Raw genomic sequence first — 14,599 nt, 5'->3', positions numbered from 1 at the left:
TCGATCTTCTCGTGCGGTCAGAAGGGCGCCTCGGTGAGATCCCAAGAACGCGGCCGTGGGGCGTCGGTGGCCCTGGGCGGAATCAGCGATGGGTCGCAGAGGCTGGGGTCGGCTGCCGCCTCCTTGAGCAGGCGCTCGAGCCACTCGACGAGGGGGGAGTGGTCCACCATGTCGTAGGGCAGGTCCTCCGTCGAGAGATCCGGCAGCGTGGAGTGCCAGCCACGGGCTGGGATGAGCGGCCCGGGCTCTGCGGCGGACGACGGGGGCGCTGGTCTTCGTTCTGGCAGGGTGGCTCCGAGGTGATCGATCGGCCACGACGTCCGCACCCGGCCGATCGGATCAGTCCACTCCACTCTGGCGTCGGGAAGGAGCCTGACCTGCCAGCCCGGTGACTGCTTGAGTCGATGATGCCGACGACAAAGGGCCATGAGATTGCCCTGTGTCGTCAGGCCGGTCGGCCAGGGTCGAACGTGGTCGAGATCGCACTGGCGGATGGTGACCGAACAGCCGGGGAACCGGCAGTGACCATCACGCAGACTCACCAGGCGCCGAAGCTCAGCGGACGGTCGGTATGCCGCGCTCGCTGCCTGGCTCCTCTCGGTGCTCCCGGTCACACGGGGTGGTCCCTCCACCACCGGACGGGCATGAGCCACCAAGCCCTTGGGCACCCGACCCCCGATCAACGCACCGGTCACCGGGTCACAGGTCAGATCGGTGGAGCGGACGGCCTCCCCAGTGGCCACCATCTTCTGCAACCAGCTGCGCGGAACGACCGTCTCGCCGCTCACACCGAAGCCGTGCAGCACCACCGACTCGTCCGCAACATCCTGGATCGCGTTTCCGGCGAAGCCCTGACTCCCGGCGGCCGGCTCGACCGCCATCTCCGACGACGTCGCCACGTGGACGTGCAGGACGACCTTGGACTGCCCGAGAATCAACTGCACATGAGCATCGGCACGGGCCTGCGCCAGTGTCTCGGCACCCCCGGCGGCAAGGATGGCCCGCGCCCGCTCATCAACGAGAGCGAAAGCTCGCCGCGAGTCCTCCACCGGATACACCCCATCCCAGCGATCGAGCCGTGTCGACTCGACCCGACGGAACAACCCACGTCGGCGGAGCTCGAAGGCATCACGCTCGGCGATGACCGTGGAATCAACCCGCTCGAGGACGGCGGCCGTGCGACGCCGCAGTGGCCCGGCGGTCTCGACCCAACCGCCCAGCCGCGTGAACCGTGCCACGAGCAGCTCCACGACCTCGTGGGCCACCTCGGTTGAGGCATCGACCAGTTCGTCGGCAACGATGCTCGCCCGGAAGCGATCAAGTCGGCCGGCAGCCATCTCCTCCATGAGGAGTGGCGTACGCACGATGCGCGACATGTCGGTCAGCCGGCTGGCCGCCACGTGGTGCGACACCCCTATACAGGGCGCCACCAGGTCGACGGTGCCGAGATCCTGCCGCCCGAAGGGATGGCGACGCTCCTGCAGAGTGCCGTCCTCGGCCCACACGTGCTCGATCCGCGACAGCTCAGCCAGCAGCATGGTTTCCGTCGCGTCCTGAATGTTGCGGGCCTCCTGCAACCCCGTCAGCGCCTCGACCAACTCCGTCTCGCTCATGCTGGCCGCGTGAGCTCGCACAACCGCGAGATAGGCCTGGGCGGCCTCGCGAAGTGGGTGTTCGGTCATCCCTCATTCTCTCGTACATATGTTCGATAGTCAACCCTTGGGCAGCCTATTCATGTTCTCCCACAGCAGAATTGAGTCGCCCGGATCCGCTGCGCTACGACAAACGCATAGGCCTTCTGACCGTCGGGAGCGACCACTCCGGCCACTGCTCATCGATCACCGGGACACGCTGCGTCGCCAGATCGCCCAGCTTCAAGTCGCCTGAGCAAAGCCACCGACGCGGGGCAGCAGACGATCCGTCAGGCGAGCGCCAGGACGTGCCGCAAGCCCCCGGCCAGCTCCGGCTGTCGGAACTCGACGCCCCATTCCACCGCCCGGGACGCGTCCATTCGCTGACCGGCCAGCGCCAGTTCCCGTGCGCCCTCGGCGCCGAGCAACACCGCAGGGCCGACTGACGGCACCGGCAGCAGCGACGGGCGGCGCAGCACGCGAGCCAGCGTCGCGGCATACTCCCCGGCGCGGACCGGGCTGGGAGCGGCGGCGTTCACGGGACCGGACAACCCCGGAGTGAGCGCGACGTGGCCGTAGAGGCGGACGAGGTCGTCGACGGTGATCCACGGCATCCACTGTCGACCGTCGCCGAGTCGCCCTCCGAGACCGGCCTGGAAGAGCGGGAGTTGCAGGGCCAGTTGTCCGCCACCGGCCGACTGCACATAACCCGTGCGCACGTGCACCACGCGCACCCCGGCAGCACGAGCCGGATCGGCCGCCGCCTCCCAGGCCTGACAGACGAGCGCCAGGAAGTCATCGCCGGGCGCTGACACCTCGGTCAGCACCTCATCGCCGCGATCGGCGCCGTAGTAGCCCGCCGCAGAGGCCACCACGAGCGCGCGTTCGCGCCCGTCCGACGAAAGGGTCGCGAGGGCGCGCGCGAGCAGGTCGGTGGAGCGGACTCGGGAGTCGAAGACGCGCGCCTTGTGGTGTGCCGTGAAGCGTTTCCCGATCGGCTCCCCCGCGAGGTGCACGACGATGTCGACGTCTCGGAGCGCTTCCGGGTCGAGTCCATCCGAATCTTCCGGAGACCAGCGTATGTCCCTGTCCCCCAATGACTTTCCACGCACCATGCGTCGCACATCATGGCCGCCGCCGCCCAGTAGCGCCACCAGCTGCCGTCCCACCAGCCCGGTGGCGCCGGACACGGCGATCACCTTCGACTCCCGATGGCGCGCGTGGAAGTCGAGGTCGTCACGCAATTGCCGCTCTCGGAAACCGAAACTTCCGCGCAATTGAGGCTCCACCAGCCGCGCGACCACATCCGGCAGGCCGAGCGGCAGTTCGTAGTCGACGTGGTCCCGGATCAGCGTGTCGCCAGTTGCGGTGTCCGAGAAAAGATGTCGATGACGCCAGGACTTGAGGGGCCCGCGGACCATCACGTCCTCGAACCTCTCCCCCACCTCGTATGCCGTGTGCTCGGCCACCCAGGTGGGGCCCACCTTCCCCAGGGTCCCCGGCACCAGCAGGGAGAAGGTCTGACGCGTCCCCGGCTGCAAGCCCACGGCTGGTTCGGCGCCCGCGCGGATCTGCCCCGGCGCCGACAGTCGGGTGAAGGCTCCCGGACGTTCGTGCCACGCGAAGACCTCCTCGCGCGGATGCGGGTACGTGCTGTCGTGGGTGAAGGTCGCCATGGCTCAGTCCGCCGTGAACCTGGCGTGGACCGTGGCTTCGATGTCGACATCCTCGGGTGCGATCTCGATCCCCTCGCCGCCACCGCCGGCGTCCTTGGCATAGGCGCTTCGACTGGCCGCGAGCATCATCGGCTCGCCCTCGGTCCGGTGCCCGAGCATGCCGGGGTCCGAGACCTCGAGGCAGCGCACCTCGCCGGCACCGGCCGCCGTGGCGAGCACCTGCGCTCGCTCCCGGGCGACCTCGACCGCCTGGGCCAGCACGGAGCGCTCGGTCTCCTTCTGCCGGGTCTCGGTGAGGGTCCACTCGATGTGTCCCAACGTCACGCCCGGGCGTCCACCCCAGTGATCGGCAAAACCGGCCAGCGTCGGGAAGTCCCGGAACTTGACCATGATCCGGGCGTGCGCGGAGTGGCGCATGGGCACGAGTTGACCGCTGTCGGTCCACGGGCCGCCACGACCGGGTGCCGATGGGCAGGACCGCCGACCAGGTCGTCGGGGAGGGGTCGAGCTCCTTGAGGCGGCGCAGGTCCGCGCTCAGCTCGTTGACGACGCGGGTCGCCTCCGACATCGCCTCGGCCTTGTCACCGCTCTCGAAGCCGGCGGTCAGGTGCAAGGTGGCCCGCTCGGGCCGCAGCGACGAGCGGCCGGTGCCGCTGACGGTGATCTCCATGCACCGACTCTAGGCCGACCGATCCTCCCCCACCTGCCACACGGGTCCGGCCGGTGCAGCATCATGGCGTCATGGCCCTAGGCGACTGGTTGCTCATCGCTTCGGAGCGAGGCAATCCGCACGCCCGTATCGACGACGTGCGCTCGGACGGGACCGCGTGGAGCCTCGGCAACGAGGTGACCCCGCTGGTGCACGGGGCGACCTACTTCGCCGACCTCGCCGACCGGATCGCGGCGATGGGTGAGGGGGACCGGATCTACTTCGTGGACTGGCGCGGCGACCCCGACGAGCAGCTCAAAGACGCCGGCGACACCCTCGTCGACGTCCTGGTCGCGGCGCTGGGGCGCGGGGTCGACGTGCGCGGGCTGCTGTGGCGGTCCCACTGGCGCAAGTTCGGCTTCCACTCGGAGCGGGCCTTCGAGCTGGGCAAGACCTTGGAGGCGCACGGCGGGGAATGCCTGCGGGACATGCGAGTTCGCACCGGCGGTGCCCACCACCAGAAGTTCGTGGTGCTGCGGCACCGCGACGACCCGACCCGGGACGTCGCCTACGCCGGGGGCATCGACCTCTGCCACTCTCGTCGGGATGACGACACCCATGGCGGAGACCCCCAGCCGTTGCAGATTGCTCCCGAGTACGGCCCGAACCCGGCGTGGCACGACGTCCAGGTCGCCGTCCGGGGCCCCGCGGTCCACGACGTCGAGACGACCTTCCGGGAGCGCTGGGAGGACGATGCTCCGCTGACCTCCAACCCCGGGCGCAGGTTCACGTCCTGGCTGCAGGCCGAGGACCAGGATCCCGATCCCCTCGGGGAGCAGTGGCCGCCTCCTCCTCCGGTCGCGGGAGCGACGGACGTCGTCCAGATCGCGCGCACCTACCCGCCGCTCCTCCCGGTGCCCCACGACTTCGCGCCCGATGGGGAGCGATCGATCGCCCTGGGCAACGCCAAGGCGATGAGCAATGCTCGACGGCTGGTCTACGTCGAGGACCAGTACCTCTGGGGTCCCGAAGTCGGGGCTCACTTCGCTGACGCCTTGCGCGACAATCCCGACCTGCGCCTGGTCATCGTCCTGCCGGTCCTGCCCGACCTCGACGGCACCGTGTCGCGGATGACCCAATGGCACGCCCGCCGCGCCGCGCTCGACCCCATCCGCGAGGCGGGGGGCGACCGGGTGGTCGTCTTCGGGCTGACCAACGACGACGGACTGCCGATCTACGTCCACTCCAAGGTCTGCATCATCGACGACCGGTGGGCCAGTGTCGGCTCGGACAACCTCAACCGCCGGTCCTGGTCCAGCGACAGCGAGATCGCGTGTTTCGTCACGGACGAGCGCACCGAGTCCCTGGCCACCGACGCGCCGGCTCCCGACGACGTCTTCCCGCTCCGCCTGCGCCGGCTGCTCTGTGCCGAGCACCTGGGCATCGAGGAGGACGACGTCCCCGACGACCCCCACGAACTCTTCGACCTTCTGGTCGACTCGGCGACCGCCCTCGATAAGTGGTATGCCGCGGGCGCCGGTGACCAGCCCCACGGCATACGTCGGACAGTGGCGCGGGTTCACGGCCGGAGGCGGCGAACTCCGTGGTCGCGCAGGCGCGGTCGCGACCGGGCGGCGCGTGCGGCGGCGGACATTCTGGAGCGCAGCACCGGCCTCGCGCAACGGCCACCGGGCCAGCTGCGGCTGCTGACCGAGCCAGAGCTCACAGCGCCACAACGGACGATCGCCAACCTCCTGACCAACGTCGTCGACCCGGACGGGACGCTGGGCCGGCGGGAGAGCCTGCGCCGGCTGGTCACCCGGGCCCCGGCCGAGGACTGACCTGCCCCTTCGTCACTCCGGGACGAGCGCGGCCCGCAGGTCGGCCAGTGCCGTCAGGCGCGCACCGACGAGGGGGCCTCCTCCACCTCGCGCACGAGCACGTCGACGGCAAGGCCGGGTATGGCGCGGAGCCGGTCGCGGACCCCGGCGACCAGGGCGGGGTGGCGCCCCCAACCTCGCCTGATCTCTGCAGTCGAGAGGGAGCAAAACGCGGGTGCGAGAGTCCGCCGCCCGCGTTTTGCTCCCTCTCGACTGGGTGCGATCGACCGTGGCTGGGCAGTCTCGGCTCAGTCCTGGGAATAGATGAGGACCGAGTAGGCCGGGATCGCGACGTTCGCGAAGATCCCGAAGCCGGCCTCGTCGACGGCGTCGAGGTCGTATGCCGCGCCGTCGCCGAAGCGTTCGCTGTAGATTCCAGCGTCGGAGTTGAGGCGGAGCGTCCACCGCCCGGCCGCGGGCAACCGCACCGGCAGTCCTTCGACGGCCTCGTGCGAGAGGTTGATGAGCACGACGGTCGAGTCGTGCGGGCCACCGTTGGCCCAGCGGTGATAGGCCAGGGTGTTGCGCTCCTCGTCGCCGTGGAGCAACTCCGTGTGGTGACCAGTGAGACCCTTGGTCACGCCAGTGGCGTTGCGGCGCAGCATGATCAGGTCGCGATAGAGCCGCACCACGCCGTGGAACTGCTGGTTCTGCGCCCAGTCCAGCGGCACATCGTCGTGGAACCACGCGGCCTCGAGAAACTCCTGGCCCTGGAAGATCATTGGGATGCCGGGCGAGGTCAACACCAGGGCCGCCCCGACGGTGGACCGCTTCTGGGCATACCAGCCCGTGGGGTCCCCCTCGGCGATCTCCGAGGGCACCCGCGTCTGGCCGTTGGCGACCTCGTCGTGGGACTCGGTGTAGATCACCCGGTGGAAGGCATCGTCGTTGTAGCGCTGGCCGACGGCCGCGATCACCTCCGCCATCGACCGGTCGGCGTCATCCGCCGTGATCACGGCTTCACGGACGGGGTGGACGAAGGACGAGTCCCATTGGGCATGGAAGGCCGCCCCGTCGGCATCGACCTGGGTGATCCGCTCGTCACGATGCATGTCCTCGGCAATGAGCAGCTTCCCGGGGAACTCGGCACGGATCGCCTCATTGACCCACTTGAGCAACGAATACCCCTCCGGCAGGTCGTCGCCGGAGCCCGAGACAGAGCGGATGTAGGGCGTCATGTCGTAGCGCAGGCCGTCGACGCGATACTCCCGCAGCCACATCAAGGCGTTGTCGTGGATGAATTGCCGCACCTCGCCGCGCCCGTAGTCCGGTCGGGTGTCGCCCCACGGGGTCGCCGATCGCCAATCGTTGTAGAAGTAGATCCCGCCCTTGCCGTCCTCGCTCCACCCGTCGAACTGCCACGTCGCCAGATCACTGGGGCCGAAGTGGTTGTAGACGACGTCGAGGATGACAGCGATCCCTCGGCGATGAGCCTCACGCACAAAGGTCTTCAGCGCATCCGGCCCCCCATAGGAGGACTCGACGGCGAAGACATGGGCGGGGTTGTAGCCCCAGGACTGGTCACCCGCGAACTCGGCGACCGGCATGAGCTGCACGACATTGACCCCGAGGTCAACCAGGTGATCCAGCCGCTCGGCCGCGCGATACAGGTCGCCCGGCCGCCCATCGGGGTCGCGTGCGAAGGATCCGACGTGGAGTTCATAGATCACCGACTCGTTGTGGGCCGGCATCGAGAACTCGTCCCCCTGCCACTCGAAGGCCCACGGGTCGTAGATCACACCATTGCCGACCGAATTGGTGACCTGCCGCGCCTGTGGGTCCACGCGATGGAAGCGATCCTCACCCACGCGCAACAAGTACTTGTACTCCTGACCGGGGTGCGCGCCGGGCACCTCGGCATACCAATGGCCGTTGTCCTCCGACGCCATCGGCGTCGCGTCCTCGTCCCAGCCATTGAAGTCGCCGACGACGTGCACCTCGTCCGCGTGGGGTGCCCACACCCGGAAACCGATCACTCCGTCGCCGACGATGGCGCCCATTCCGTCCATCAGACCATCTTCCTGTATGCCGCGCGGCCGGCTCAGGGGGCCGGAGTCCCGACCCACGGAAGCGCACGCACCAGGAGAACGGTCAGAGCCGAGGTCGCCATCGTCGCGAGTGATCCCCAGGCCATGTCGATGGGGACGATGGAGGCCGGAAACCCCTTGAGGACAGCCAGATTCGTGAGGTTCCACGTTGCGTAGGCCACCAGGCCGAAGAGGAAGCCGCCGAGCGCGGCCTTGCCCGACGAACCCGACTCGAGCGCCGGCACCAGGACGAACCAGGTGAGCCCGAAGAGGTAGATCGCATAGAAGAGCAGTGCGGCCGGGACGTTCGGGCGCGCCGCGAGCAGGTCCCCGAGGCGGGCGTCATAGAGCGGGCGCCCCACCTTGCCCAGCCAGAGCAGGTCCAACGCCCCGAAGACGAGGCCGGCCACGACGTATGCACTGATCCACTTCATGCCCGTCACTCTATCCAACCTTTGACAAACATTCGACAGAATCCCTACGTTGAGAACCATGACGGCCTCCAGGGCAACCAGTGACCGACTCCGTCAGGTCGCCGTGACGGTGGCCGAGATCGGCTGCATCCTCGGCACCCTCGTCGGGGTCGGCGTCCTCGGCACCCGGGTCGAGGAGTCCTCCGGTGGTGCGCTCGCCGCCGACGCCACGCTTCTCGCTCCGGCCAGTCCGGCTTTCTCGATCTGGTCGGTCATCTACGTGGGTCTGGCCGCCTACACGATCTGGCAGTGGCTTCCCGCGAACACGGCCAACATCCGCGCCCGGCGCAGCGGCTGGCTGGTCGCCTTGTCGATGCTCCTCAATGCCGCGTGGCTGCTCGTCACCCAGCAGGGCTGGCTGTGGGCCAGCGTCGCGGTCATTGCTGCACTCGTCGTGACCCTCGGGGTGCTCCTGCGGCGGCTCGACGAGACGGCGGCCACCTCGCGCGCCGAGCTCGTCGTCGTCGACGGCACGATGGGTCTCTACCTGGGATGGGTCGCCGTCGCGACGTGCGCCAATGTCACGGCCGCGCTCGTCGCGAGCGGAGTCGACCCAGCCCGGCCGACTTCGACGTTCTCTGCCCTGGCGGTGCTGGCCGCCGCAGCCGGCATCGGAGTCCTGCTCGCAACACGGCTCGGCGGCCGGTATTCCGTGGCCCTCGCCATGGCGTGGGGCCTGGGTTGGATCGGCGTCGGTCGGATCACCGACCAACCCAAGTCGCCGACGGTCGGTCTGGCCGCACTCGCCGCAGCCCTCGTCGTGGTGGCTGCGGCCAGCCACCGGCATCGACCTCGGCCGATCATCGCCGTACCGTGAGGTCATGACCACGATCGCCGACCCCCGCCAGGACGAGATCGATGCCTTCTGGACCGAGGCCAGGATGCGCGCCAATCTCAACCGGCTCGAGGTGTATTGCGGTCCGACAGAGCTGGATTCGCTGCAGCCTCCGGCGTCGTCGTTCGGCGGCTCGCGGGAGGTTGCCGACAAGCTTGCCGACCTCATCGTCGCCGGCACCAAGACGGCCACCTCGAGTGCCGTTTGGGACTGGGAGGCCGACGGCGATGACCTGCCCCGGCGTGGTGATCTCGAGATCGTCCTCGATGGCTCCGGACACCCCCGCGCGCTCATCGTCACAACCGCGGTCGAGATCGTGCCCTTCGACGAGGTGGACGCCGAGCACGCTCGACTGGAGGGCGAGGGGGATCAGTCACTGGACCACTGGCGAGCGGTCCACGAGGACTTCTTCACCGAGCACGCCGCCCACGACCACGGTTTTGCGTCGGACATGCCGATCGTGTGCCAGCGCTTCGAGATCCTGCACTCACGCCAGCGTCCGGCAGATTGACGGGATATCAACCAAGTTGCCGGACGCAAGCGGAGCTCAGGTGGTCCGGCGACCGGACACGTCCATGCCCAGGGCGGTGGCCAACAGCCGCGCCCGCTCAGCCTCGTCGCGCTTCCCCGCCCGCACCAGCGAGCGGTAGAGCAGCAACGCGGCATACCCGTGGTCGGGATCCTTGGCGAGGATGTCGCGAGCCGCGTCCGCGGCCCGGTCGAGCTGGGCCGAGTGGTAGTAGAAGCGCGCGAGAAGCTCTCGGGCAGAACCGAGTTCGCTGTCCGGGGCGCGATCCATGAGGTACTCGAGTGCCTCGATCGCTGCGAGGTGATCGCGGTCGGCGAAGAGTTGCTCCGCCCACCGGTAGATGTCATAGGGCTCGCGGCCGTCCAGCATGGCCGTCACGAAGGTCGCCATCGTCATCTCCTCTCGGCGCGCTGCCGGGAGCAACGCCGGTATGCCGCGCTCAACGGTCCTCGGACCGCACCTATTCCGCAGCGGCGGGCGGCTCGGCTTGCTCGGTCTACTCGGACGGCTCGGCCAGTTCAGCCTGTCCGGGCGTCTCGTTCTCCTGCTCGATCTCGGCGATGTGGATGAGCGCGTCGCCGCGATTGACCAGCGGCGCCTCGGTGCGGCCGATGACGACACCGGCCCGATTGGCGCGCACCAGCCGCAACCGACGACCGAAGGAGTCCGAGAGGCCACCGAGGCGCTCGTCATCGGTGACGACCTGGCCCAGGTTGGCCTCCATCTGGAGAATCCCGGTGCGCCGGGCGCGCACCCAGCCGGAGCGACGACAGATCAGGCTCAGCGGAGGGGGTTCATCCTCGACCGGCTCGATCATGCCCAGGTGCGCAAGCACCCGGAGCACCCCCCGGACACCCGCCTCGATGGCCCATTCGTCGAAGCGCCAGGCCTCGCCGCCCTCGAAGAGCAGGACGCGAGCGCCCCGTTCGCGGGCGGCATACCTCAGTGAACCGTCGCGCAACTTGGCGTGGAAGATGACCGGGGCGCCGAAGGCGCGCGCCAGGTCCAGGGTGTGCGGGTCGTCGACGTCGCACCGGATCTGGGGGAGGTTGGAGCGGCGGTCCGAGCCGGTGTGCATGTCGATGCCGACCTCGCACTTGGCGACGACCTCGGTCATCAGCAGGTTGGCGATCCGGCCCGCGAGCGACCCCCGAGCCGACCCGGGAAAAGATCGGTTGAGGTCACGCCGGTCGGGTAGGTAGCGGTCGCCGTTCATGAAGCCCAGGACGTTGACGATCGGGACCGCCAGCAGCGTGCCGCGGATCGTCTTCGGCGAGACCTTGGTGAGCACCCGGCGGATCACCTCGACGCCGATGACCTCGTCGCCGTGGATGGCGGCATTGATCCAGACCGTCGGCCCGTCGTCACGGCCGTGGACGACGTGGACGGGCAGGCTGACGTCGGCGCCGGTGACCAGCCGGGTGATCGGCAGACCGACCTCGCGGGCGTGGCCGGCTCGCACCTTGACAGTGCCGATCGCGAAGGAGGCGCGGGGGCGCCGGCGGCTCATGCCCTGCCCCAGTTCTTGCGGCGGGTCGCGCGCGCCGGACGCCCACCGGCATACGAGAGTCGCGAGTCCACGAGGAAGGCCTGCTCAAGGGCCTGCCGGCCCACGAGCATCCGAAAGCCCATCTCGTCACGGTCGGTGAGGGTCACCTCGGCGGTGATCCGGCGGCGCGCCAGAGTGAGACGCATGAGGACGACGATCCGGTCCTCGGCATGGCCGGAGGACGACCGCACCGAACGTCGGTCGTGCACGGGCAGCGTGAGCCCGACGGCATCCTCGTCGGTCGCTTGCCACGGGTGGATCGTGAACGAGACGTGGTCCCGGCCAAGGTCGCCGAGGCGATCATCGAGACCCTGCACGGCACGAACCAGCAGGTGCTCATCCAGGCCTTCGTCAGGAGAGCAAGGGTCGCGACATCCGGGCGATCGTCGTCGGCGACCGTGTCGTCGCGGCGATGCGGCGGGTGGCGCAGGGCGATGAGTTCCGGTCCAATGTCCACCGCGGTGGGCGCGTGGAGCCGGTCGAGTTGGACGCGACCTATGAGGAGACGGCGGTGCGGGCCGCGCAGATCATGGGCCTGCGGGTCGCCGGCGTCGACATGCTCGAGGGCAACGACGGGCCGCTCGTCATGGAGGTCAACTCCTCGCCCGGCCTGCAGGGCATCGAGGCCGCGACCAACCTCGACGTCGCCGGCGCGATCATCGACCACATCGCGAACCAGACCGGCTTCCCCGAGATCGACGTGCGCCAACGGCTGACGGTGTCGACCGGCTACGGGGTGGCCGAGCTCGTCGTCCACCCAGGTGCCGACCTCGTCGGCAAGACCCTCGGCGAGTCCGGCCTGCGCGACCGCGACATCTCGGTGCTCACCCTGCACCGCGGGACGACCGTGATGCCCAACCCGCACAGCAACCGCAAGCTCGAGGACGGCGACCCGCCTGCTCTGCTTCGGGCGGCTCGAGGAGATGCGCGACCTCATCCCGCAGCGCAAGAAGCGCCCGACCCGGGTCCGCAAGCTGCCCAAGGTGCCGAGTCGCGAGTCCTGACCGGCGTTGTTCCCGAATGCCGCGATTGTTCCCAGCACCTGCTTCCCCAGCCACCGGCGTTGTTCCCGGATGCCGCGTTTGTTCCGGGAGAGAAGGGACAACCATGTGGGTGTCCGGCTCAGGAGTCGATGCGCAGGGCCTCGACCGGAGCCACCCGCACGGCTCGCCGCGCCGGCCCTTGCGAGGTCACCAGCACGAGGACCAGACCGGCTGCGGCGATCGCGGCCAGCGTGATCGGCGGCGCCCCCCACACCAGGCCGGTCGTCAGGCCACCGATGAGTGACTGCGCGCCGACGGTGCCGAAGAGAAGGCCGATGACGAGCCCGAGCACGACGGCGGCGGCCGACAGCGCCACGGATTCCTTGGTGATCATCGTCCGCACCTGACGCTGGGTGAAGCCGAGCGAGCGGAGCAGGCCGATCTCGCGGTGGCGCTGGATGACGGTGAGCGACATGGTGCTGACAAAACCGGCGGCGGCGATGATCGACGAGATGACGACGATGCAGATGAGGATCGTCGACGTCATCGCGAGCACCTGCTCGGCCTGGACGCGCTGCTCGGGCCCCAACTGCCACGACGCGACCGATTGGCCCAGGGCGTCCATCCCCGAGGCGATCGTCGTGACCAGGGCGACCCCGATCACCAGGCCCATGGTCGAGCGGGTCGTGCGCAGCGGGTCGAGGAGGGCGTTTCGACGGGCGACGACGCTCGCCGGGTCTCGCCCCAGCAGGCGGCACAGCATCGCGACGGCGGCCGGGATGACGAAACGCGCGCCGATGAGCAGCCCCGTGCCCGATACCAGCGCCCCGAGGAAGGCCATCGGGAAGCCGATCTGGGGCTGGGTCTCACCGAGCCAGCCGGCTCCCGCGAGGAAGAGTGCTCCACCGAGGACGCCGATCGCGGCGAGGATCGCCCGCATCACCGAGACGCGTCGACGTGGCGGGGCAGGGACTGCTGCGCCGGACATCGCGGCAGCCGGCGAGACCCCGAGGACGGGTCGCGCGCCGAGCCACCCGGCAAGGGCCGCGGCGGCCGCGATCGCGACAAAGGCCCAGACAAGGTTGGTCGTGGCGATCGGATAGACCGTGTCCGGGAGCGTCCCTTGGGACACGAGGACGAGTCGTATGCCGTGGGACAGGACGACGCCGATCGCCAACCCGAGCGCCGCACCGACCGACCCCACGACGGCCGTTCCGCGCGTCACCGCCCGGCGCAGGTCCCTCCCGCGCGATCCGAGCAGCCGAAGCAGCGCGATCTGGCGAAGCCGTCCGGCGATGACGGTGTCGACGGCGTTGATGATGACAATGACGCCGACATAGAGCGCAATGAGGACGAACACCCCGGAGACGATCGACAGCAGGACCCCGACGGTCCCACCGAACTCTCGACCTGTCGCGGCAAGCACCGTGCTCGTCGTCATGAGCACCCCGGCGTAGGCGCCACAGAGACCGGCGACGAGGCTGACCGTGCTGAGTTCGCGCAGCGAGCCGAGGACCAGGTTGGGCCGACTCATGCCGCACCGACCTCGAAGCCGATGAGCAGGTCTGAGATTTGCTGCGGGGTGAGCCGGTCGTGGTCACCGACGACCCGGCCGTCGGCAATGACCAGGACCCGGTCGGCGTACGACGCGGCGACCGGGTCGTGGCTGACCATGGCGATCGTCTGGCCGTACTCCTGGGCTGCGGTGCGCAGCAGGGTGAGGACCTCTCGGGAGGATCTCGAGTCGAGGTTGCCGGTCGGCTCGTCGGCGAAGATGATCGCCGGTCGTGAGGCGAGCGCCCGCGCGATCGCGACGCGTTGTTGCTGCCCACCGGAGAGTTCGCTGGGGCGATGGGTGATCCGGTCGGCGAGGCCGAGAGCCCCGATGAGGTGGTCGACCCACGCGGCCGTCTCGGCGTCGATCCGTCGACCGGCCAACTCGAAGGGCAGCACGATGTTCTCCCGGGCCGACAGGGTCGGCACGAGGTTGAAGGCCTGGAAGACGAAGCCGACCTGCTCGCGGCGCAACCGGGTCCGGGCGTCATCGTCCATCGCGCGCAGGTTGGCCCCGGCGAGCAGGACTTCACCGGAGGTCGCGTCGTCGAGGCCGGCAGCGACGTTCATCAGGGTCGACTTGCCTGATCCGGACGGTCCCATGATGGCGGTGAAGCGGCCACGGTGGATGTCGAGGCTGATCCCGGCGAGAGCGACGACCTGACCATAGGTGCGGGTCACGTCGCGCAGGCGGACGACGGGCTGGGCGTTGGTGATCGAAGGCATACCCATCACGCTAGGAATTCGCGCATCCCGCCACATCCGGCGCCAGGACCAACTCACGTACATCCTGCGATGTATGCCACCGTCGAG

The 14,599-nt window shown here is 69.2% G+C and carries 13 protein-coding genes and 2 pseudogenes; 4 read left to right on the top strand and 11 right to left on the bottom strand.

The window, feature by feature from the left end:
- Positions 1-17 precede the first annotated feature (17 nt).
- The 4 genes and pseudogenes from BN10_RS00825 to BN10_RS18165 all read right to left on the bottom strand — a co-directional run.
- Complete coding sequence (locus BN10_RS00825) at positions 18-1,682, bottom strand: HNH endonuclease signature motif containing protein (protein ID WP_010849234.1); 1,665 nt, start codon at positions 1,680-1,682, stop codon at positions 18-20.
- A gap of 239 nt (positions 1,683-1,921) precedes the next feature.
- A complete protein-coding gene (locus BN10_RS00820; protein ID WP_010849233.1) occupies positions 1,922-3,307 on the bottom strand; it encodes a TIGR01777 family oxidoreductase in 1,386 nt (461 codons plus the stop codon).
- A gap of 3 nt (positions 3,308-3,310) precedes the next feature.
- The gene (locus tag BN10_RS00815) at positions 3,311-3,724 is read right to left on the bottom strand and encodes an SIMPL domain-containing protein (protein WP_010849232.1); all 414 of its coding nucleotides are present in this window, start codon (positions 3,722-3,724) and stop codon (positions 3,311-3,313) included.
- 103 nt (positions 3,725-3,827) lie between these two features.
- Positions 3,828-3,977: pseudogene (locus BN10_RS18165) on the bottom strand (SIMPL domain-containing protein); the annotation flags it as partial.
- Between the two features lie 71 nt (positions 3,978-4,048).
- On the opposite strand from BN10_RS18165, the gene BN10_RS00805 reads away from it, so the two are divergent.
- A complete protein-coding gene (locus BN10_RS00805) occupies positions 4,049-5,797 on the top strand; it encodes a phospholipase D family protein (RefSeq protein WP_010849231.1) in 1,749 nt (582 codons plus the stop codon).
- 287 nt (positions 5,798-6,084) lie between these two features.
- Here the strand turns inward: BN10_RS00805 and BN10_RS00800 are convergent, their stop codons facing one another.
- Both BN10_RS00800 and BN10_RS00795 read right to left on the bottom strand, forming a co-directional pair.
- Positions 6,085-7,845: an alpha-amylase family glycosyl hydrolase gene (locus tag BN10_RS00800; RefSeq protein ID WP_010849230.1), complete on the bottom strand. Its 1,761-nt coding sequence runs from the start codon at positions 7,843-7,845 to the stop codon at positions 6,085-6,087.
- Between the two features lie 32 nt (positions 7,846-7,877).
- Positions 7,878-8,297, bottom strand: coding sequence for a DUF2177 family protein (locus tag BN10_RS00795; RefSeq protein WP_040750488.1), 420 nt, complete (start codon positions 8,295-8,297; stop codon positions 7,878-7,880).
- A gap of 58 nt (positions 8,298-8,355) precedes the next feature.
- Here BN10_RS00795 and BN10_RS00790 point away from each other — a divergent pair, with 58 nt between their 5' ends.
- Complete coding sequence (locus BN10_RS00790) at positions 8,356-9,153, top strand: TspO/MBR family protein (protein WP_010849228.1); 798 nt, start codon at positions 8,356-8,358, stop codon at positions 9,151-9,153.
- Between the two features lie 4 nt (positions 9,154-9,157).
- Entirely contained in the window at positions 9,158-9,682 is a 525-nt protein-coding gene (locus BN10_RS00785; RefSeq protein ID WP_010849227.1) for an ASCH domain-containing protein, read from the top strand.
- A 36-nt stretch (positions 9,683-9,718) separates the two neighbouring features.
- On the opposite strand, the gene BN10_RS00780 is transcribed toward BN10_RS00785, so the two are convergent.
- The 3 genes from BN10_RS00780 to BN10_RS16025 all read right to left on the bottom strand — a co-directional run bounded on the left by BN10_RS00780 (position 9,719) and on the right by BN10_RS16025 (position 11,566).
- The gene (locus BN10_RS00780; RefSeq protein WP_010849226.1) at positions 9,719-10,090 is read right to left on the bottom strand and encodes a tetratricopeptide repeat protein; all 372 of its coding nucleotides are present in this window, start codon (positions 10,088-10,090) and stop codon (positions 9,719-9,721) included.
- A 106-nt stretch (positions 10,091-10,196) separates the two neighbouring features.
- Positions 10,197-11,210 carry a succinylglutamate desuccinylase/aspartoacylase family protein gene (locus tag BN10_RS00775; RefSeq protein ID WP_010849225.1) on the bottom strand — a complete coding sequence of 338 codons (1,014 nt, stop codon included), beginning with the start codon at positions 11,208-11,210 and terminating at the stop codon, positions 10,197-10,199.
- The gene (locus BN10_RS16025) at positions 11,207-11,566 is read right to left on the bottom strand and encodes an ATP-dependent zinc protease family protein (RefSeq protein WP_010849224.1); all 360 of its coding nucleotides are present in this window, start codon (positions 11,564-11,566) and stop codon (positions 11,207-11,209) included. The genes BN10_RS00775 and BN10_RS16025 overlap by 4 nt, the downstream gene beginning before the upstream one ends.
- Between BN10_RS16025 and BN10_RS16020 the strand changes: the two are divergent.
- Positions 11,534-12,253, top strand: a pseudogene (locus tag BN10_RS16020) (RimK family alpha-L-glutamate ligase); the annotation flags it as partial. The gene BN10_RS16025 and the pseudogene BN10_RS16020 sit on opposite strands and share 33 nt — an antisense overlap.
- 118 nt (positions 12,254-12,371) lie before the next feature.
- Here BN10_RS16020 and BN10_RS00765 read toward each other — a convergent pair.
- Positions 12,372-13,766 (bottom strand): ABC transporter permease, encoded by a 1,395-nt coding sequence (locus BN10_RS00765; protein ID WP_010849222.1) that lies wholly within the window; start codon positions 13,764-13,766, stop codon positions 12,372-12,374.
- Positions 13,763-14,512, bottom strand: coding sequence for an ABC transporter ATP-binding protein (locus BN10_RS00760; protein ID WP_407674651.1), 750 nt, complete (start codon positions 14,510-14,512; stop codon positions 13,763-13,765). Before BN10_RS00760 ends, BN10_RS00765 begins: the two co-directional genes overlap by 4 nt.
- Between the last annotated feature and the right edge of the window lie 87 nt (positions 14,513-14,599).

Origin of the sequence: Phycicoccus elongatus Lp2 (genome assembly GCF_000367525.1) — a bacterium.
GTDB lineage: Bacteria > Actinomycetota > Actinomycetes > Actinomycetales > Dermatophilaceae > Phycicoccus_A > Phycicoccus_A elongatus.
This window is presented reverse-complemented; position numbering and strand designations above follow the sequence as displayed.